At 59.4% G+C, this 19,879-nt stretch carries 17 protein-coding genes and 2 tRNA genes; 4 read left to right on the forward strand and 15 right to left on the reverse strand.

Annotation, left to right across the window (positions count from 1 at the left end):
- The first annotated feature begins 15 nt into the window (after nt 1-15).
- From panB to NH398_RS15110, 4 genes are all read left to right on the forward strand, one after another.
- The gene (gene panB / locus NH398_RS15095) at nt 16-807 is read left to right on the forward strand and encodes a 3-methyl-2-oxobutanoate hydroxymethyltransferase (RefSeq protein ID WP_159340807.1); all 792 of its coding nucleotides are present in this window, start codon (nt 16-18) and stop codon (nt 805-807) included.
- Between the two features lie 35 nt (nt 808-842).
- On the forward strand, nt 843-1,703 hold the full coding sequence (gene panC, locus NH398_RS15100; RefSeq protein WP_253019171.1) for a pantoate--beta-alanine ligase: 861 nt from the start codon (nt 843-845) through the stop codon (nt 1,701-1,703).
- 33 nt (nt 1,704-1,736) lie between these two features.
- Nucleotides 1,737-2,117: an aspartate 1-decarboxylase gene (panD, locus tag NH398_RS15105; protein ID WP_058578292.1), complete on the forward strand. Its 381-nt coding sequence runs from the start codon at nt 1,737-1,739 to the stop codon at nt 2,115-2,117.
- Nucleotides 2,118-2,318: 201 nt separating this feature from the next.
- Nucleotides 2,319-3,497, forward strand: a complete 1,179-nt coding sequence (locus tag NH398_RS15110; RefSeq protein ID WP_159340805.1) for an acetyl-CoA C-acetyltransferase — start codon at nt 2,319-2,321, stop codon at nt 3,495-3,497.
- A gap of 64 nt (nt 3,498-3,561) precedes the next feature.
- Here NH398_RS15110 and NH398_RS15115 read toward each other — a convergent pair whose 3' ends face one another.
- The 15 genes from NH398_RS15115 to ftsH all read right to left on the reverse strand — a co-directional run bounded on the left by NH398_RS15115 (nt 3,562) and on the right by ftsH (nt 19,705).
- Nucleotides 3,562-4,731, reverse strand: a complete 1,170-nt coding sequence (locus tag NH398_RS15115; RefSeq protein ID WP_159340804.1) for an MFS transporter — start codon at nt 4,729-4,731, stop codon at nt 3,562-3,564.
- Nucleotides 4,732-4,820: 89 nt separating this feature from the next.
- A complete protein-coding gene (gene pnp, locus NH398_RS15120) occupies nt 4,821-6,986 on the reverse strand; it encodes a polyribonucleotide nucleotidyltransferase (RefSeq protein WP_159340803.1) in 2,166 nt (721 codons plus the stop codon).
- A gap of 137 nt (nt 6,987-7,123) precedes the next feature.
- Nucleotides 7,124-7,393: a 30S ribosomal protein S15 gene (gene rpsO, locus NH398_RS15125; protein WP_009723734.1), complete on the reverse strand. Its 270-nt coding sequence runs from the start codon at nt 7,391-7,393 to the stop codon at nt 7,124-7,126.
- Between the two features lie 106 nt (nt 7,394-7,499).
- Nucleotides 7,500-8,420: a tRNA pseudouridine(55) synthase TruB gene (gene truB, locus NH398_RS15130; RefSeq protein ID WP_159340802.1), complete on the reverse strand. Its 921-nt coding sequence runs from the start codon at nt 8,418-8,420 to the stop codon at nt 7,500-7,502.
- Entirely contained in the window at nt 8,420-8,833 is a 414-nt protein-coding gene (rbfA, locus tag NH398_RS15135; protein ID WP_159340801.1) for a 30S ribosome-binding factor RbfA, read from the reverse strand. Before rbfA ends, truB begins: the two co-directional genes overlap by 1 nt.
- 19 nt (nt 8,834-8,852) lie before the next feature.
- Entirely contained in the window at nt 8,853-11,393 is a 2,541-nt protein-coding gene (gene infB / locus NH398_RS15140) for a translation initiation factor IF-2 (protein ID WP_253019172.1), read from the reverse strand.
- A 27-nt stretch (nt 11,394-11,420) separates the two neighbouring features.
- Nucleotides 11,421-12,935: a transcription termination factor NusA gene (gene nusA / locus NH398_RS15145; RefSeq protein ID WP_159340799.1), complete on the reverse strand. Its 1,515-nt coding sequence runs from the start codon at nt 12,933-12,935 to the stop codon at nt 11,421-11,423.
- A gap of 70 nt (nt 12,936-13,005) precedes the next feature.
- Nucleotides 13,006-13,467: a ribosome maturation factor RimP gene (gene rimP / locus NH398_RS15150; RefSeq protein WP_044629473.1), complete on the reverse strand. Its 462-nt coding sequence runs from the start codon at nt 13,465-13,467 to the stop codon at nt 13,006-13,008.
- Nucleotides 13,468-13,765: 298 nt separating this feature from the next.
- A tRNA-Met gene (locus NH398_RS15155) sits at nt 13,766-13,842 on the reverse strand.
- A 135-nt stretch (nt 13,843-13,977) separates the two neighbouring features.
- Nucleotides 13,978-14,064: transfer RNA gene (locus NH398_RS15160), tRNA-Leu, on the reverse strand.
- Nucleotides 14,065-14,098: 34 nt separating this feature from the next.
- Nucleotides 14,099-14,458, reverse strand: a complete 360-nt coding sequence (gene secG / locus NH398_RS15165) for a preprotein translocase subunit SecG (RefSeq protein WP_159340798.1) — start codon at nt 14,456-14,458, stop codon at nt 14,099-14,101.
- Between the two features lie 4 nt (nt 14,459-14,462).
- Nucleotides 14,463-15,212, reverse strand: a complete 750-nt coding sequence (gene tpiA, locus NH398_RS15170; protein WP_159340797.1) for a triose-phosphate isomerase — start codon at nt 15,210-15,212, stop codon at nt 14,463-14,465.
- Nucleotides 15,213-15,340: 128 nt separating this feature from the next.
- Nucleotides 15,341-16,690 carry a phosphoglucosamine mutase gene (gene glmM / locus NH398_RS15175; RefSeq protein WP_253019173.1) on the reverse strand — a complete coding sequence of 450 codons (1,350 nt, stop codon included), beginning with the start codon at nt 16,688-16,690 and terminating at the stop codon, nt 15,341-15,343.
- Nucleotides 16,691-16,692: 2 nt separating this feature from the next.
- Nucleotides 16,693-17,604, reverse strand: coding sequence for a dihydropteroate synthase (folP, locus tag NH398_RS15180; RefSeq protein ID WP_159340795.1), 912 nt, complete (start codon nt 17,602-17,604; stop codon nt 16,693-16,695).
- 103 nt (nt 17,605-17,707) lie between these two features.
- A complete protein-coding gene (ftsH, locus tag NH398_RS15185; RefSeq protein ID WP_159340794.1) occupies nt 17,708-19,705 on the reverse strand; it encodes an ATP-dependent zinc metalloprotease FtsH in 1,998 nt (665 codons plus the stop codon).
- Nucleotides 19,706-19,879: the final 174 nt, after the last annotated feature.

Consider the following 19,879-nt stretch of genomic DNA (forward strand, 5'->3'; position numbering starts at 1 on the left):
GAATGAGAGCACGCCATGAAAACCGTCACCCTGAGCACTCTGCAGGCGTATAAACGCGCCGGTGAAACGTTCAGCTGCCTGACTGCTTACGATGCTTCCTTTGCCCATGCTGCTAGCGCCGCGGGTATCGATGTCCTGCTGGTAGGCGACTCCCTGGGAATGGTGTTACAGGGGCACAGCAGCACCTTGCCCGTGACCATAGATGACATTTGTTACCACACACGCTGTGCCGCACGCGGCAAAGGCCACAGTTTGCTGATGGTCGACCTACCGTTCATGAGCAATGCCACCACCGAACGCCTTTTAGAAGATGGCGCGGCGCTCATGCGAGCAGGCGCGGAACTGGTCAAGGTAGAGGGCGAAGCGTGGATGGCCGACGGCATACGCGAACTGACGCGCCGCGGTGTACCGGTGTGCGCCCATTTGGGTTTGACGCCACAAACCGTTTACCAACTGGGTGGCTATAAAGTACAGGGCCGCGAAGCGGCGCAAGCCGAGCAGATCATCCACGATGCGACAGTGCTGGTCGAGGCAGGCGCCTCGGTGATTCTGCTGGAGTGCGTGCCCGCCAGCTTGGGCAAAGCAGTGACCGAAGCGCTGGACGTGCCGGTCATTGGGATCGGCGCAGGCCCGGACACCGACGGCCAAATTCTCGTGATGCACGACGTGCTGGGCGTTACCCACGGCCGCACACCGCGCTTCGTGAAGAACTTCATGGCGGAAGCGAGCTCCATTCAGGGTGCTTTCGAGCAGTACCATGAAGCGGTCAAGTCCCGAGCGTTTCCCGCTCCAGAGCACTGTTTTTAAGTAACCGTTTTTCAGTGAGCAACAGCGACTTCACTATGCGCACTTTGCGAGACATATCCGAGCTTCGCGCCACGCTGCGCGACTATCGCCAAAAGGGCCAGCGCATTGCGCTGGTGCCTACGATGGGCAACCTGCATGCTGGCCATCTGGCTTTGATCGCCACCGCCCGCCAGCACGCCGACGTGGTCGTGTCTAGCCTGTTCGTCAATCCCATGCAGTTTGGCCCAGGTGAAGATCTAGACGCTTATCCGCGCACGTTCGACGCCGACCAGCGCCAGCTCACCGACGCCGGCTGTGATCTGCTGTTTGCCCCCACGGTGAGCGCCCTTTACCCCAACGGCTTGGATGCGCAGACTCGTGTTCACGTACCCGAGGTCGGCGACGGGCTTTGCGGTGGCTCGCGCCCCGGCCACTTCGACGGTGTCTCCACCGTGGTGAGCATGCTATTCAACCTGGTGCAGCCGGACGTCGCCTGCTTTGGTGAAAAGGATTATCAGCAACTGGCGGTGATTCGTAAGCTGGTGGCCGACCTGCACATGCCCATCGAGATCATCGGCGTGCCGATCGTGCGCGCCGACGATGGCTTGGCCCTTTCGTCCCGCAACGGCTATCTCAGCGCGCAGGAGCGCGCCACGGCGCCGATGCTCTACAAAACGCTGTGCGAACTGCGTGATGCGCTGGCACAAGGGGAATCCGCCGAACAGGTACTACACCGGGGTAAAACGGCGCTGTATGATGCCGGCTTTACGCCGGATTACCTCGAACTCCGGGATGCTACCCTTGGCCCGGTCACCGATACTACGCGTCATGCCGTACTGCTCGCCGCCGCCAAGCTCGGTCCTGCCCGGCTCATCGACAATCTCAGCGTGCAGCTACCCAGCGCTGCTCGTCGCTAGCCTGCAAGGCTTGCCCGTTACTCAGGAGTTTCCATGCACACCATCATGCTAAAAGCCAAGCTGCACATGGCCCGCGTTACCCATGCCGTTCTCAACTACGAAGGCTCGTGCGCCATCGACGGCGACCTGCTGGATATGGCCGGTATCCGCGAAAACGAACAGATCCAGATTTACAACGTCGAGAATGGCGAGCGCTTCACCACCTACGCCATCCGTGGCGAAGAGGGATCGCGCCTGATCTCGATCAACGGCGCGGCAGCGCACTTGGCCTCGCCAGGGCATCGCATCATCATTTGCAGCTATGCGCACTACTCGGAGGCCGAGCTGGAGAATCACCAGCCCGCGCTGGTGTATCTACAGGAAGGCAACCACGTCAGCCATACCAGTAACGCCATTCCGGTACAGCTGGCGTAAGCCAACTGACGCGCTAAGAACGGGCCGTTGATCGGCCCGTTTTTTATTGGCGTTAAAAGCGTATTGCCGCAATGCACAACCTTCCCCTATGCTGATAGCCAAGCCTGACACGACACGCTAATAACGACGCTAACAACAATGGATAGGCGACACGTCTATCTGCCGTAGGAACGATGCGACACTTACTCAAGGAGTTATTGTATGCAAGACGTGGTCATTGTGGCGGCTCGCCGCACCGCTGTAGGTAGTTTTGGGGGTTCACTCGCCGGGATTCCAGCTAGCGATTTGGGTGCGCTGGTCATCAAAGACATTATCGCTTCCACCGGCGTTGCGCCGGAGCAGATCGACGAAGTGCTGCTGGGCCAGGTGCTGACCGCAGGCGTTGGTCAAAACCCGGCGCGCCAAGCGGCCATCAAGGCAGGCCTGCCAGACACCGTCCCGGCCATGACGATCAATAAGGTGTGTGGATCGGGTTTGAAAGCGCTGCATCTGGCGACCCAAGCCATCCGCTGCGGCGATGCCGAGATCGTGCTGGCCGGTGGCCAGGAGAACATGTCCGCCTCTCCACACATCCTGCCGAACTCGCGCAACGGCCAGCGCATGGGCGATTGGAAAGCTATCGACTCCATGGTGCACGACGGCTTGTGGGATGCTTTCAATAACTACCACATGGGCATTACTGCCGAAAATCTGGCAGAGAAGTACGGCATCACCCGGGAAGAGATGGACGAATTTGCCGCCGCGTCCCAGCAAAAAGCCGCTGCCGCCATCAAAGAGGGTAAATTCAAAGGCCAGATCGTGCCGGTCGAGGTGCCGCAGCGTAAAGGCGACCCGGTGGTGTTCGATACCGACGAAAACCCTCGCGAAGTCACGGCAGACAAGCTGGCTGGCATGCGTCCTGCGTTCAAGAAAGACGGCACCGTGACGGCGGGTAACGCCTCGTCGCTGAACGACGGCGCGGCCGTGGTTATGCTCTGCTCGGCGGAAAAAGCCAAAGAGCTTGGCTTGGAGCCCCTAGCCCGCATTGCCGCCTACTCCAACGCAGGCGTCGACCCGGCCATCATGGGGATCGGACCGGCCCCTGCCACCCGTCGATGCCTGGAAAAAGCGGGCTGGAGCCTGGATGACCTAGACCTCGTCGAAGCCAACGAAGCCTTCGCTGCTCAAGCGCTGTCGGTCAATAAAGAGCTGGGCTGGGACACGTCGAAGGTGAACGTCAACGGCGGCGCCATCGCGCTAGGTCACCCCATTGGTGCGTCGGGCTGCCGCGTGCTGGTGACACTGCTCCACGAAATGATTGCTCGCGATGCCAAAAAAGGCTTGGCGACGCTATGTATTGGCGGCGGCCAAGGGGTTGCCCTGGCCATCGAGCGTCCGTAACGCCCGCTGTGCCTTGCTAAAGCGTGCCCCCGCCACGGCGGGGGCTTTTTTTGCCTACCGCGTATTAGCGGCGCTTTTCACCAACGATGCGCGACGGCGTGCGCCATACCAATAGCACGCCCATGAGAAACAGTCCCGAGGCGACCCACATCGTCACCGGTAGACTAGTGCCATCGACCACTTGACCACCTACCATGGCCCCAAGGCCAATCGACATGTTGAAGACGAACGCCATTAACGCCGTGGCGGCTTCCGTGTTGGGCGCCGTGCGTAGAATCCACGTCTGAATACTCACTGATACGCTGCCAAATACAGCGCCCCACAGCATTAACAGCAGCACGCCACTGGTCGGCTCTACGCCTACCACCGGGAAGATCGCCACGACCACCAGCAGTACGCTAGGAATCGCGAGCACCGCACGGTAGGGGTGACGGCCAGCAAACATCCCCGCAACGATATTGCCCAAAATCCCCGACGCACCGTACAGCAGCAGCAGGCTTCCGACATGGCGCTGCGCTACCCCGCTGATCTCTTGCAAAATAGGACTAATGAAGGTGTAGGCCGCAAAGTGGCCAACCACGACAAACCCCGTGGTCAACACGGCTACCCGCACGCCACGATTCTTTAGCTGTTGCGCCAGCACCCGAAGCCGCACCGGCTCTCGAGGCGGCAGTGGCGGTAGCCAGCGCCAAAGCGCCAACGCCGTGAGCAAACTCAAGCCCCCCAAGGCACCAAAGGCAACGCGCCAGTTACTGATATCACCCAGCAGCGTGCCCAACGGTACGCCGAGCACCGAGGCCGCCGCCACGCCGCCAAAAATGATGGTCATGGCCCGCGATACCTGATCGCTAGGCACCAGGCGTGGCGCAATACTGCCCGCAATGGCCCAAAAACCGCCGATACTGATCCCCACCAACACTCGCGCCGCCAACAGTAGGGCAAAGTTGCTGGCCATGGCGGAGAGCACGCTGCCCAGCACCATCACTGCCATCATCAGCGTCAGCATGATACGGCGATCAAGACGCCCTACCGCCACCGGTAGCAGCGGCGCTGAAAACGCCGCCACGACGCCGGGCACCGTCACCATCAACCCTGCCATACCCGGGGTCACGCCCATCGACTCTGCCACCTGAGAGAGCAAACCGATAGGTAGTTGCTCTGCGGTCACCAACAAAAAAATACCGATCATCACGGCCACCACCGCCCACCAACGCGGCGATTCCTGCTGCTCCATGCTATGTCCTCGCATTCCTGACCTATCAAAACGACACCGCCCCCACAGCCAAGGGCTGCGGGGGCGGTACATCCTACGCTGAGCGCTAGTTAGCTAGCGACATCCGCCTCGGCAGCTTCAAACGCTGCTTTCTCTTCTTCGGTGATCTCTTTGATTGAGAGCTTCACGCGGTTGCGGTTGTCGATATCCAGCACCTTCACGATGACATCGTCGCCTTCGTTCAGGAAGTCGCGCACGTTATTGACGCGCTCCTGGACGATTTGCGAGATGTGCACCAGGCCATCGGTTCCCGGCATGATGTTCACGAACGCACCAAAGTCGGCGATACGTACGACCTTGCCTTTGTACAGCTTGCCGATTTCCGCTTCGGCAGTGATCGCCAGTACGGTATCGATCGCTTTCTTGGCAGCGGCTTTGTCTTCGGCGTAGATGCGAACGGTGCCATCGTCATCAAGATCGATCGATGCGCCGGTGTCTTCGCAAATCTTGCGGATGGTGGCGCCGCCCTTGCCGATGACGTCGCGAATCTTGTCCGGATCGATTTTGATCGTCGCCATGGAGGGGGCGTTTTCCGACACCTCGTTACGGCTCTGGCTGATCACGGCGTTCATCTGCGCCAGGATACCGATGCGCGCATCGTGGGCCTGCTGCAGCGCGGTCTCCATGATCTCTTCGTTGATGCCCTCAATCTTGATGTCCATCTGCAGGGCAGTGACGCCCTCTTCAGAACCGGCCACTTTGAAGTCCATGTCACCCAGGTGGTCTTCGTCACCCAGGATATCGGTCAGCACCGCGTAGCCGTCTTCGTCTTTGACGAGGCCCATGGCAATACCGGCCACCGGGGCTTTCAGCGGAACGCCCGCATCCATCAACGCCAGCGAGGAGCCGCACACGGACGCCATGGAGCTAGAGCCGTTGGATTCGGTGATTTCCGACACCACACGAATGGTGTAGGGGAACTCTTCTTCAGACGGCAGCATCGCTTGAACACCACGACGCGCCAAACGGCCGTGGCCGATTTCGCGACGCTTGGGGCCACCCATGAAGCCAGCTTCACCTACCGAGTAGGGAGGGAAGTTGTAGTGAAGCATAAAGCGGTCTTTACGCTCCCCTTCCAGCGACTCGATGAGCTGAGAATCACGCAGCGTGCCGAGTGTTGCGACCGCAATGGCCTGGGTTTCACCACGGGTGAAGATGGCCGAACCGTGAGTTTTCGGCAGCACGCCGACTTCGATGTTCAGCGGACGCACGGTGACGTTGTCGCGGCCATCGATACGCGGCTCGCCCTTGACCACGCGGGAACGCACCACACGCTTCTCAAGCGCTGCGAACGCGCCTTTCACGTCATCCTTGCTGAACTTGCCTTCCGCTTCCTCTTCGCCTTCCGCGGCCGCCAACTGCTCGACGGCGTCGTCTTTCAGCGCCGCGAGTGCATCTTGGCGGGCCATCTTGTCGGTGATGCGATAAGCCTCGCCCACTTTGGCTTCAAAGGCATCGGCCATGGCCGTTTTCAGCGCCACGTTTTCTGCCGGTGCCTGCCACTCCCAGCGCGGCTTACCGGCTTCAGCGGTCAGCTCTTTGATGGCGTTGACCGCGACTTGCATCTCCTGGTGGCCAAACAGTACGGCACCCAGCATTTCGTCTTCGAGCAACTCTTGCGCTTCGGACTCCACCATCAGCACGGCGTTTTCGGTACCGGCCACGACCATGTCCAACTCGGAGGTCGTCAACTCTTCAACGGTGGGGTTCAGGAAGTAGCCTTGCTCTTCGTTGAAGCCAACGCGGGCGGCACCAATCGGGCCATTGAACGGTACGCCAGAAATACTCAGCGCTGCCGAGGTGCCCAGCATGGCCGCGATATCCGGATCGTGGTTACGGTCGGTGGAGAGAACGGTACAGATGACCTGCACTTCGTTCATGAAACCTTTAGGAAACAGCGGGCGAATCGGACGGTCGATCAAACGCGACGTGAGGGTCTCTTTCTCCGTCGGGCGGCCTTCACGCTTGAAGAAACCACCGGGGATTTTACCCACGGCGTAGGTTTTCTCTTGGTAGTGTACCGAGAGCGGGAAAAAGGGCTGGCCTGGGTTGACGTCTTTCTTCGCCACCACCGTACACAGCACGACGGTTTCGTCCATGGTGACCATCACGGCACCAGTGGCTTGGCGAGCGATACGCCCAGTTTCGAGGGTGACGGTGCTGCGACCGTATTGGAACGTTTTTTTGACCGGATTCACGGCTACTTCCTTTAACATTAATAGCTACTTGTCTTTTCGCTTGGGTCGTTTGACTCGCCACCATTCTAGGCGTTGACGCGCCGTACGGCTACCAGAAACAAAAAAACGGGCAGCCCACAAGGAGCTGCCCGTTTCGAATCATTGCCGTTAAGAACTTAGCGGCGCAGACCCAGACGCTGAATCAGAGACTGATAGCGTTCGAAATCTTTACGCTTCAGGTAGTCCAGCAGCTTACGACGCTGGTTTACCATGCGGATCAGACCACGACGAGAGTGGTGATCCTGCTTGTTGGTCTTGAAGTGGTCCTGCAGGCCGTTGATGTTGGCGCTCAGCAGTGCAACCTGAACTTCAGGGGAACCGGTATCGTTATCGCCGCGGCCGTATTCGTTGACGATCTCGGCCTTTTTCTCAGCGGTTAATGCCATCTGTCTCTCCAGTAAGCAATATGCCTAAAAATGAATGGGTGAGACCACGCATATTTGCAGTCTCAAGCGACTATTTTCGCGCAAATCGCCACATCCTTGCAACGCTTTACGAGATAGCGACCGTACTTAACAGCCGCTTGGGGGCCACTTCCCGCGGCCCTTTTACAACGCCAAGGCCGATAAACGTCTCGGCGTAATAAAGTCGTGCCAACGCATCGGGGGCCAGGTCATCGATGGCGAGCGTGGCTGACTGCCCGTGGGCCAGTCGGCCAAACGAGGTGTCATCGACGCTAAGCGACGGCAGGTGATCGACCAGCACGTCCACGGGCATCAGTTCTGCCTCGCGGTCGGCTTGGCTGGCGAGGGCTTCCAGCGCCTCGAGTGTCCACATCGCATCGCCATCGAACGGCCCGGTTTTGAGCCGACGTAGCTGGCTGATATGGGCACCACAGCCCAGCGCGTGGCCAATGTCTTCCGCCAACGTGCGGATGTACGTGCCTTTGCTGCAGCTGACTTCCAGCTCGAACGCCGTGCCCTCGAACGAAAGCAGGCGCGCATCATACACGCTTACCCGCCGCGCTGCACGTTCAACCTGTTTCCCCTCGCGGGCCAACTCGTAGAGCTTTTTGCCCTGATGCTTCAGCGCCGAGTACATGGGGGGCACCTGATCGATCTCACCGCGAAAACGCGTCAAGACGGATTCGATGTCCTCGACCGCAAGGCTTGGCACCTCGCGACGCTCCAGCACCGTGCCTTCGGCATCGCCGGTGTCGGTGATCACCCCCAGTTCGACCCGGGTGCGATACATCTTGTCGGCTTCCAGCAGGTGCGCGGAAAACTTGGTGGCCTCCCCCAGGCAGATAGGCAGCAAGCCTGTCGCCATCGGGTCCAACGTGCCGGTATGCCCGGCTTTTTGCGCGTCGAACAGACGGCGCACACGCTGCAGCGCGTGATTGCTGGAGAGGCCTTTCGGCTTATCCAGCAGCACCACGCCATTGACCGGTAATCCGCGACGGCGACGGGCCATTAGCGCGTCTCCTCACCTTGCTCTTCACTGCCGCCCTCGTCTTCCGCTTGACGGGCACGGTCAGAAGAGACCGCTTCGTCGATCAGCGATGAGAGGTGCTGGCCGCGCACCACGCTTTCATCGAAATGAAAGCGCAGTTCGGGTACGTGACGCAGCTTGATGCGCTGGGCGATTTGGCTTCTCAGAAACCCTGCTGCACGTTTCAGTACCTGCAGGTTCTCCTTGATACGCTCGGGATCCTGTTCACCCAGCAGGGTGACGTAGATATCGGCGTAGCCAAGGTCACGACTGACGGTTGCACCGCTCACCGTGACCATGCCCAAGCGCGGGTCTTTCACTTCGCGTTGGATCAGTACCGCCAGCTCCTTCTGGAGCTGGTCGGCTACTCGGTCGGTACGCTTGAATTCGCGCATGGTTGCTCCTCGCGCGGCCTTACAGGCTGCGCTCGACCTTCACTTGGTCAAAGACTTCGATCTTGTCGCCGACCTGGACATCGTTGTAGTTCTTCACGCCGATGCCACACTCCATACCGTTACGCACTTCTTGTACGTCGTCTTTGAAGCGGCGCAACGATTCGAGCTCACCTTCGTAGATGACCACGTTGTCACGCAGAACGCGGATACGCTTGCTGCGCGACACGATGCCTTCGACGACCATACAGCCAGCCACCGCACCGATCTTCGGCGCACGGAACACGTCGCGTACTTCGGCCACACCCACGATCTCTTCTTTCCACTCGGGGGCGAGCATACCGCTCATCGCCTGTTTGACTTCGTCGATCAGGTGGTAGATGACGCTGTAGTAGCGCAGATCCAGACCCTCACGCTCGATGATCTCACGAGCAGCGGCATCGGCACGGACGTTGAAGCCCACCACGATGGCTTCCGAGGCCAGCGCCAAGTTGGCGTCGGTACCGGTGATACCCCCCACACCAGAGGAGACCACGGCCACCTGTACTTCTTCGGTGGAGAGCTCTTCCAAGGCGCCTTTGATCGCTTCCAGCGAGCCCTGTACGTCGGCTTTGAGGACGATGTTGACCTTGGCCACTTCGTCTTGGCCCATCTGGCTGAACATGTTCTCCAGCTTGGCCTTCTGCTGACGTGCCAGACGCACTTCGCGGTATTTACCCTGACGGAAGTTAGCTACCTCGCGGGCCTTCTTCTCGTCGGCCACGACCATGAAGTCGTCACCGGCATCCGGCGTACCATCCAGGCCCTGGATCTCGACCGGCATGGCGGGGCCTGCGGTATCGACTTGCTTGCCCAGCTCGTTGGTCAGCGCACGAACGCGGCCGTAGTGCAGGCCCGCCAGGACGATATCGCCCTTCTTCAGCGTACCGTTTTGTACCAGCACGGTAGCGACCGGACCGCGTCCTTTGTCCAGGCGCGACTCGACGACGACCCCTTTACCCGGCGCAGACGGCACGGCTTTGAGTTCAAGAACCTCGGACACGAGCTGAATCGCTTCCAGCAGGTCTTCGATGCCTTCACCGCTCTTTGCAGAGACGTGAACGAACTGTGTATCGCCGCCCCACTCTTCCGAGATGACGCCGTGCTGAGACAGCTCGTTCTTGACACGATCGGGATCGGCCTGGGGCTTATCGATCTTGTTCACGGCCACGACCATCGGTACGCCAGCGGCTTTCGAGTGCTCGACGGCTTCGATGGTTTGCGGCATGACGCCGTCGTCGGCCGCCACCACCAGGATGACCACGTCGGTGGCTTTCGCACCACGAGCACGCATGGCGGTAAACGCCGCGTGACCCGGGGTATCCAGGAAGGTCACGCCACCGTGGTCATCTTCCACATGGTAGGCACCGATGTGCTGGGTAATACCGCCCGCTTCGCCAGTGGCGACTTTCGCACGACGGATGTAGTCCAGCAGCGAGGTCTTACCGTGGTCGACGTGACCCATGACGGTGACGACCGGTGAGCGGGTGATCTCTTCGCCTTCGTAGGAGATGCCTTCCAGCATTTCCGTTTCCAGCGCGTCATCCTTCACCAGTTTGACCTTGTGGCCCATCTCTTCCACCACGATCGCGGCGGTATCCTGATCGATGGTCTGGTTGATGGTCACCGCCGCGCCCATGGTGAACATGGCCTTGATGACTTCGTTGGCCTTGATCGACATCTTGTCGGCCAGCTCAGCTACGCTGATCGATTCAGGGATCGAGACTTCACGTACGATCGGCTGCGTCGGCTTCTGGAAGCCGTGCTTGCCGTTGCCGCTTTGGCTTGCGCCACCGCGGCGTCCGCCACGGCGCTCGGCACGCTTCACTTTCTTGCCGCCGCCACGCTTGCGCTCTTCGCGATCGCCGCGATCGTCGTCGTCGTCACGACCTTTCTTCTTCGCAGCCGCCTTTTTGGGCGGTGCAGTACGACGGTCGGTACGACCCTCTTTCGGCGGTGCAGGCGGCAGGTCATCGGCCGCTGGCGTATCATCGATTTCCAGCTCGGGCACTTCGATATCCGGCACTTCAGCGGCTTTGGCCTTGGCCTGCTCTTCCGCTTCTTTACGCGCGGCATCTTCGGCAGCCTTGGCTTTGGCCGCTGCGGCTTTTTCTTCCGCGGCGCGGGCATCGCGTGCTTTACGCTCGGCTTCCGCTTCTGCCATGTCGCCCACTAGCTGACGCGGACCAGAGTGCTTGGGCTCAGGCGCTTTCGGCTTCTCTTCTTCCTCACGCTTGACGTACGTTTTCTTCTTACGTACCTGCACTTCGATCGTTTTACCACGCTCGCCGGTCTTGATACGGCTGCGGGTTTTACGGGTCAGCGTAATGCGATTCTTGCTCGGCTCGCTGTCGCCGCCGCCGTGGCTTTTCTTCAAAAAGCTCAGCAGCGTCTGCTTGTCGTCTTCAGAGACGGCGTCGCTTTCTGAACGGTGTTTCAAACCGGCTTCTTTCATCTGTTCCAAGAGGCGGGGCACATCGCGGCCCACCTTTACTGCAAAATCTTTAACTGTCATATCTGACATAGTGACCCTCCTCAGCCCGTGACCTGTTTACTGTGTGTTTGAGTCCGATGCGTCATCGACTTCAAACCAGGGCGCACGGGCAGTCATGATCAGTGCCGCTGCGCGCGCTTCGTCCAACTCCTCGATATCGACCAGATCGTCGACAGACTGCTCGGCGAGATCTTCCATTGTGACAATGCCGCGGCTAGCCAGGATGAAGGCCAGGTGGCGCTCCATGCCGTCCATTTCCAGCAGATCGTCCGCTGGCTGGGCACCGTCTAGCGCTTCTTCCGAGGCAATGGCCATCGTCAGCAGCTCGTCTTTCGCACGTGCACGCAGCTCTTCTACCAGCTCTTCGTCGAACTCTTCGATTTCGAGCATCTCTTCCAGCGGCACGTAGGCAACTTCTTCCAGGGTGGTGAACCCTTCTTCCACCAGCAATCGAGCGACGTCTTCATCGACACCCAGGTGCTGGACGAACGAATCCACTAAGCTGTCGATTTCCTGCTCGCGCTTGGACTCGGCTTCGTCTTCGGTCATGACGTTGATCCGCCAGCCGGTCAACTCAGACGCCAAACGTACGTTCTGGCCGCTACGGCCAATCGCCTGTGCCAGGTTGTCCTGAGCCACTGCGACGTCCATGGCATGCGCGTCTTCGTCCACTAGGATAGACGCCACATCGGCCGGTGCCATGGCGTTGATCACCAGCTGTGCGGGATTGTCGTCCCACAGGACGATGTCTACGCGCTCGTTTTGCAATTCAGACGAGACCGCCTGAACGCGAGAACCGCGCATACCGACACAGGCACCGACGGGGTCGATGCGACGATCATTGGTTTTCACGGCGATCTTCGCCCGTGACCCCGGATCGCGAGCGGCACCCTTGATTTCGATCAGCTGCTCGGCGATTTCCGGCACTTCGATCTTGAACAGTTCGATGATGAACTCAGGACAGGTACGCGAAAGCTGCAGTTGAGCACCGCGAGCATCCGGATCGACTTTGACTAGCAGTGCACGTACGCGCTCGTTCATCCGGTAGCGCTCGCCGTGAATCATCTCGTTGCGCGGCAAAAACGCTTCGGCGTTCTCACCTAGGTCGATGATCAGACCGTCACGGGTAGTCTTCTTGACGATACCCGCCACCAGCTCGCCTTCACGATCGGCGTATTGACGCACGACTTCGGCGCGCTCGGCTTCACGCACCTTCTGCACGATCACCTGCTTGGCGGTTTGCGCAGCAATGCGCCCAAACACGGCGTTTTCGATCTTTTGCTCGACCACGTCGCCCAGTTTCAGCGGCGGATCGCGCTGCTCGGCGATGCTCTCTTTGATTTCGTAGTCTGGCGTTTCGAATTCGTCATCTTCGACCACGGTCCAGTAGCGGAACGTATCGTAGTCGCCCGTGCGGCGATCGATATGCACGCGCACATTGGCCTCTTCATGCTCAAAACGCTTGCGCGACGCGCTGGCCAGCGCGGCTTCTACCGCTTCGAAGATGACATCGCGGGGGACGCCTTTTTCATTAGAGATCGCGTCCACGACCATTAAAATTTCTTTACTCATGCGTTTGCCTCGCCAGAAAACCTGTCCTTTTGTGCATCATCCCGGCGCCTGCCGGAAGCCGCGACCCGTATTATTCGTCGAACTGCGGGACAACGTGCGCAGAATCGATGCTTTCGATAGGAAAGCAGTACTCTTCGCCTTCCAGTTGCAGCAGCACTTCATCACCCTCGACACCTGCGAGGAGCCCTTGGTATTTGCGACGCCCATCAAACGCGACGCGCAGCTTCAGAGCCACCTGATGGCCCTGATAGCGGATAAAGTGATCCAGGGAGTAGAGGGGGCGTGCCATGCCGGGCGACGAGACTTCCAAGCGATACTCGCCGGGAATCGGGTCTTCCACATCCATCACGGCACTGACTTGACGGCTAATATCAGCGCAGTCTTCCACGCTGACACCGCTCTCGCGCTCGATGTAAATCACCAGCCGCGAATGCTTGCCCTGGGAAATATGGTCGATACCCCATAGCTCGAAGCCCATGGCGGCAACGACAGGTTCGATCAGCGCGTGAAGCGCAGCGTGTTTTGTGGCCACAGACAAAGCTCCTATAGCCGTTGCATCAGGCACCTGGCCAGGAGTCATAAGAAAAGCTAGGTGGCTGATTGGCATTACCTGGGAATGTGTCTCTGGCTATTCGGACAACATCCGCTCGTGAGACACTCTTGGCTCGCAAAAAGCTATTTACAAAAAGCTACTAACAAAAAGCCCCTTCACAGGAAGGGGCTTTTCGAAAGAAACCTGTAGTACCATTCTAGCAACATGTCGCGAACTTTTCGCCGTCTCACCAAGTACCATCTTGATCACTTGTAGACATGCCATGTTACTAACTAAATGGTAGCGGGGACCGGATTTGAACCGATGACCTTCGGGTTATGAGCCCGACGAGCTACCAGACTGCTCCACCCCGCATCAATCTAGGTCGACGATAATAGACACTTGAAGAGGTTACGTCAAGAACTCATTCCGAGCACTTGTTTCAAATGCGTCTTACGTCTCAGGTGCCAATCCTGACATTCTGGGAAGCTGGTAAACCAGCGAATCAGATGGTGCCGAAGGCGGGACTTGAACCCGCACGACCGTAAGGTCACTACCCCCTCAAGATAGCGTGTCTACCAATTCCACCACTTCGGCATCAGGGGAGGCTAAAGAAAGCGACATCAAGATGTTACTCGCTGCTTTCCTCTAGCACTGGCGCGGTATTATCCATACTTGCAGGGGAGTCGTCAAGCGTTGGAACGTTTTGCTGCTGCTCGATCATTCGCGCATCGGGAATACCGGCTTCCGGTGCTTGGCCTGCCTGAGTGGCAAAGTACGCCAGCGCCATCGATGTCACGAAAAAGCCTGCGGCCAAAATACCGGTCGTGCGGGAAAGAAAGTTACCGCTACCCCGTGAACCAAAGACCGTTTGCGATGCACCGCCACCAAAGGCCGCGCCTGCTTCGGCACCTTTACCCTGCTGAAGCAGGATGAGTACAACCAAGGCGACCGCAATCACCACGTGAACCATAAGAATTGCAACTTGCATGGAGTTATCCTGCTGACTGACAAATGGCGTAGAAATCGTCGGTTTTGAGCGAGGCACCGCCCACCAAACCGCCGTCGATGTCCGGCTGAGCCAGCAGCTCAGCCGCGTTACTTGCGTTCATGCTACCGCCGTAAAGCAGTGTCAGCTGCTCAGCAAGCGACGCATCAAACCCTGCCTGATAGGCACGAATGCCTGCCATGACCTCTTGCGCTTGCGCTGGCGTCGCCGTGCGACCAGTACCGATGGCCCAAACAGGCTCGTAGGCAATGACGACCTGCAAGCGCTGTGCAGGCGATAGGCGATCCATGATATAGCCTACTTGGCCTAGCACAACGTCCATCGTGTGGCCCGCATCGCGCTCTTCCAGCGTTTCGCCCACACACAAAATCGGCGTAAGCCCGGCGTCCAGCGCCGCCAATAGACGGTCACACACCTGCTCATCGCTTTCACGGTAGAGCTGCCGACGCTCCGAGTGTCCCACCAGTACGTAAGCCGCGCCAACCTCTTTGAGCATACCGCCGCTCACTTCGCCGGTATGCGCACCGGCGGGGTGGGGGTTGAGCGTTTGCGCCCCTAACTGCAACGGCGTGCCGCTAAACGCCTGACGCGCAGCGTCTAAATAGGGAAACGGCGGAATCACGACCACGTCGATGGACGTGGGCAGCGCCGCTGACGCAAAGGCTTGGCCAAACGCGTCGATGAGCGCCTTGGAACCGTTCATTTTCCAATTGCCGGCAATCAATGGCGTACGCATGGAGAATCCTCACTCAAGGTGGAGCGAAATGGTATAGGAGCCGCCTTGTCAAGACAACCGCTGTTGCACGGCCAATCGCAGGCACAGCGCGCTTTTCGCACTAAAGCGGCTCCCACTTTTCGAAATCGTTAGCTAAGCAGCGCCTCGACTTGGCCCGCCAATTTATGGGCCAAGCGATCAACGTCAAGATGTGCGCGCCCTTCGACCATGACACGAATCAAAGGCTCGGTGCCCGATGGCCGCAGCAGCACCCGCCCCTGATCACCCAGCTCCGCTTCCAAGGCGGCCACGGCGTCGAGAAGCGGCTGGGCCATCATCACGTCGCTGGCATTCGATCCTGCGGGCAGGCGCACATTGACCAGCGATTGCGGCACTTTTTCGAGCCCTTTCAACAGGGTGGGCAACGGTTTCTGCTCGCGCACCATCAGCGCCAACACCTGTAGCGCCGATACAACGCCGTCGCCTGTGGTCTGCACGTGACCGCAAACGATGTGCCCAGAGGCTTCGCCGCCCAGCTCCCATCCGTTGGCGGCCATCATTTCCATGACGAAGCGGTCACCTACCTTGGCACGCTGGAAAGGTATGCCGAGCCGATCCAGCGCCATGGCAAGGCCGAAATTGCTCATCAGCGTGCCGACCACGCCGCCGTCCAGCAGCCCGCGCTCGTGGCGGTCGCGAGCAATCAAGTAGAGAATATCGTCGCCGTCGACTTCGCGGCCATCGGCATCGACGAGCAGCACGCGGTCGCCGTCACCATCGAAGGCGACCCCCAAATCGGCGCCTTGCTGGATGACCGCCGCGCGTAGCGCCGCCGGGTGCGTCGAGCCAACTTGATGGTTGATATTCAAGCCGTCCGGCGCAGCACCGATCACGCTCACCTCCGCGCCTAACTCGCGAAACACGCTGGGGGCGATATGGTAAGTGGCCCCATGAGCGCAATCCAATACCACTTTCAGTCCGTGCAGGCTCAGCCGGTCCGGCAGCGTCGATTTGCAGAATTCGATATAGCGACCAGCGGCGTCATCGATGCGCGTCGCCTTACCCAACTGCGCCGCATCGGCAGTGCTGAGCGGCGCTTCCAGCATCGTCTCGATGCGGTCTTCCACTTCGTCTGGCAATTTCTTGCCTTCCGCAGAGAAAAACTTGATGCCGTTATCGTCAAACGGATTGTGCGACGCCGAAATCACGATACCGGCGTCGGCACGGAAGGTGCGCGTCAGGTAGGCGATGCCCGGCGTGGGCATTGGCCCGAGCAGCGACACATCGACCCCGGCCGCCGACAGACCGGCCTCCAACGCAGATTCGAACATATAACCGGAAATCCGCGTATCCTTACCGATCAACACGCGAGTACGCCCCTTTTCACGGCGCAACACCTGCCCGGCCGCCCAGCCCAGTTTGAGCATGAAGTCGGCCGTAATGGGCGCTTGCCCCACGGTACCGCGAATGCCGTCGGTACCAAAATAGCGTCTTGTCATTATCAAAGTTCCTTATCCACGGGCGGCTCACAGCCTTCCTGCAGCACCGCCCACGCCATGTTCACGGCATCCACCGTTGGCCCTACATCATGCACCCTTAAGATGCTCGCCCCACGCTCCACCGCCATGGCCGCCAGCGCCAAGCCACCGGCTAGCCGCTCTTCCACAGGACGCCCCAGCACTTTACCGATCATGCTTTTGCGTGACATGCCAACCAGAATGGGAAGTTCCAGCGCCCTCAGCGAGTCCATATACTTCAGCAGCCGCAGGTTGTGCTCGACGGTTTTACCAAAGCCAAACCCTGGGTCGATCAGCAAGCGCTGACGGCGCAGGCCGACGGCTTCGCAGGCAGCGATGCGGTCGGCAAGGTAGGCGGCCACTTCACGCTCGACGGGGTCGCGGTAGCTCGGCGCTTGCTGCATGCTCTGGGGCTCACCCTGACGATGCATTAAACATACGGGCAAGCCGCTGCTGGCGGCGGCGGCCAGAGCACCCTCGCGCTCTAGGGCCCGCACATCGTTGATCATGCCTGCGCCCAAGGCACTGGCTTCACGAATCACCGTGGCGCTACTGGTATCCACCGAGACCAACGCATCGAGTTCCCGCACCAGCGCCTCGACCACCGGCGCGACCCGATCCAGCTCCTGCTGCTCGGAAACCGGCGTTGCCCCGGGACGGGTCGATTCGCCGCCCACGTCGATCATCGCCGCCCCTTCGGCCAGCATACGCTCGGCGTGGCGCAGCGCATCGTCCAGCGCGACATGCTGACCGCCATCGGAGAACGAATCCGGAGTGACGTTCAAAATTCCCATGACGCGCGGGAATGAAAGATCAAGCGTATGGCGCCCACAGCGCAGCTGCAACGCACTCTCTGCTTGGCGTGAAGGCGATGAAGGGTCAACGTTCGGAGTCATGCTGCCGCCTAAAATCAAAAATGAAACGTAACTGTCACTGCCTCACAGCATAACAAAAAGGCGCCCCCATTGGGGACGCCTTTAGCTGCGCGACCTGCGTGGCCTAGGGGCCGGCAGGGCCGCCCAGCGGATCGGAGGGCCGACGACGAGGCTCGTCGTCATCCTCTTCACCATCGTCGCTCGATGCGTTCGATGCTTGATCGTCTGCCTTGGTGTCGGGCTTGTCATCGCTGACACGCATGCCGCCACCGGAGGAGTCACCGTCGTTCCAACCTTCCGGCGGACGAGGATCACGACCTTCCATGATATCCTTCAACTGGTTGGCATCGATGGTTTCGAACTTCATCAGCGCTTCTGCCATGGCATCCAGCTTATCGCGGTTGTCATGCAGGATTTGACGCGCCTGCTCGTAGCACTCATCGATGATCTTGCGCACTTCTTTATCGAGCCGCGTCGTGGTTTCGCCCGACTTCAGCTTGCCGCCACCTTGGCCTGGGCCGCCGAGGAACTGGTGAGACTCGTCCTCGTCGTACATGATCGGACCCATCTCATCCGAGAGCCCCCACTTGGCGACCATGTTATGGGCCAATTCGGTCGCCCGCTTGATATCGTTGGAAGCACCGGTCGTGACACCGTTGGCACCCAATGTCATCTCTTCGGCGATACGACCACCAAACAGCGAGCAGATTTGGCTAATGATTTGCTGACGCGACAGGCTGTAGCGATCTTCTTCGGGTAGGAACATCGTCACACCGAGCGCGCGGCCACGGGGAATGATCGTCACCTTATAGACCGGGTCGTGCTCGGGCATGACCAAACCGATGATCGCATGGCCCGCTTCGTGATAAGCCGTATTGAGCTTCTCTTTGTCGGTCATGACCATGGATTTGCGCTCTGCGCCCATCATGATCTTGTCCTTGGCAAGCTCAAGCTCATCCATGCCCACCAAACGCTTGTTACGGCGTGCGGCAAACAGAGCAGCTTCGTTCACCAGGTTTGCGAGATCGGCCCCTGAGAAGCCCGGCGTACCGCGAGCGATGAGCTGCGGCTTGACGTCATCGGCCAGCGGCACCTTGCGCAGGTGAACGCCCAGAATGTGCTCGCGGCCTCGAATGTCTGGCAGACCAACGGTGACCTGACGGTCAAAACGACCGGGGCGCAGCAGCGCCGGGTCGAGAACGTCCGGACGGTTGGTGGCGGCGATGACGATGATGCCTTCGTTGGCTTCAAAGCCGTCCATTTCCACCAGCAACTGGTTCAGCGTTTGCTCACGCTCATCGTTGCCGCCCCCCATGCCGGTACCGCGCGAACGGCCAACGGCATCGATCTCATCGATGAAGATGATGCAGGGCGCCTGCTTCTTGGCCTGTTCGAACATGTCGCGAACGCGAGACGCGCCCACACCGACGAACATCTCGACGAAGTCGGAACCAGAAATCGAGAAAAACGGCACTTTGGCTTCGCCCGCAATGGACTTGGCCAGCAGTGTCTTACCGGTACCGGGCGGGCCCACCATCAGCACGCCACGGGGAATCGTTCCACCCAGGCGCTGGAACTTGGTCGGGTCACGCAGGAAGTCGACCAGCTCTTCGACCTCTTCCTTCGCTTCGTCACAGCCTGCCACGTCGGCAAAGGTGGTTTTGATCTGGTCCTGAGAGAGCAGCTTCGCTTTGGACTTGCCAAAGCTCATCGGGCCGCCTTTACCGCCCCCAGCGCCGCCTTGCATTTGGCGCATGAAGAACATGAAGATGGCCAGAATCAGCAGAATCGGGAAGCTGGCGATCAGCAGGCGTGTCCAGATGCTCTGCTGCTCTGGCTCCTTACCGACCACGGTGACGTTATTGCTGAGCAGGTCGTCCATCAGCTTGGGGTCTTCCGCTGCTGGTCGAATGGTCTGGAACTGCGAACCATCCGTGCGCTCACCGGTGATGGTGTAGCCATCGATGGTGACGCTACGTACCTGCTGATTTTGCACCTGTTGCACGAACTGGGAGTAGTTCGTGGTCTGCGGTGCGCTTTCCGTACTGAAATTATTGAACACTGTCAGTAGAACGGCCGCGATGACCAACCACAGAATCAGGTTCTTCGCCATATCGTTCAAGGGGCTACCCTCATTACAAGAATCCGTCAGTTAACCGCTAATACTCTGACCTTACACTAGAGCTTAACGTTCAACCATTGCCAAAGCCCATTGGGCGTTGGGCCATCTGTGTCACGCTCGTCCATTGTGCCTAATGTGACACACCTTGCGCTTGCCTGTCTGGCAATCGCGGTG

The organism is Halomonas sp. CnH100-B, from assembly GCF_024124605.1.
Taxonomy (GTDB): domain Bacteria; phylum Pseudomonadota; class Gammaproteobacteria; order Pseudomonadales; family Halomonadaceae; genus Vreelandella.

Coding starts and splice junctions, on each gene's coding strand:
- panB (WP_159340807.1), top strand. CDS start 16: ATGAAAACCGTCACCCTGAGCACTCTGCAGGCGTATAAACGCGCCGGT.
- panC (WP_253019171.1), top strand. CDS start 843: ATGCGCACTTTGCGAGACATATCCGAGCTTCGCGCCACGCTGCGCGAC.
- panD (WP_058578292.1), top strand. CDS start 1,737: ATGCACACCATCATGCTAAAAGCCAAGCTGCACATGGCCCGCGTTACC.
- NH398_RS15110 (WP_159340805.1), top strand. CDS start 2,319: ATGCAAGACGTGGTCATTGTGGCGGCTCGCCGCACCGCTGTAGGTAGT.
- NH398_RS15115 (WP_159340804.1), bottom strand. CDS start 4,731: ATGGAGCAGCAGGAATCGCCGCGTTGGTGGGCGGTGGTGGCCGTGATG.
- pnp (WP_159340803.1), bottom strand. CDS start 6,986: ATGTTAAAGGAAGTAGCCGTGAATCCGGTCAAAAAAACGTTCCAATAC.
- rpsO (WP_009723734.1), bottom strand. CDS start 7,393: ATGGCATTAACCGCTGAGAAAAAGGCCGAGATCGTCAACGAATACGGC.
- truB (WP_159340802.1), bottom strand. CDS start 8,420: ATGGCCCGTCGCCGTCGCGGATTACCGGTCAATGGCGTGGTGCTGCTG.
- rbfA (WP_159340801.1), bottom strand. CDS start 8,833: ATGCGCGAATTCAAGCGTACCGACCGAGTAGCCGACCAGCTCCAGAAG.
- infB (WP_253019172.1), bottom strand. CDS start 11,393: ATGTCAGATATGACAGTTAAAGATTTTGCAGTAAAGGTGGGCCGCGAT.
- nusA (WP_159340799.1), bottom strand. CDS start 12,935: ATGAGTAAAGAAATTTTAATGGTCGTGGACGCGATCTCTAATGAAAAA.
- secG (WP_159340798.1), bottom strand. CDS start 14,458: ATGCAAGTTGCAATTCTTATGGTTCACGTGGTGATTGCGGTCGCCTTG.
- tpiA (WP_159340797.1), bottom strand. CDS start 15,212: ATGCGTACGCCATTGATTGCCGGCAATTGGAAAATGAACGGTTCCAAG.
- glmM (WP_253019173.1), bottom strand. CDS start 16,690: ATGACAAGACGCTATTTTGGTACCGACGGCATTCGCGGTACCGTGGGG.
- folP (WP_159340795.1), bottom strand. CDS start 17,604: ATGACTCCGAACGTTGACCCTTCATCGCCTTCACGCCAAGCAGAGAGT.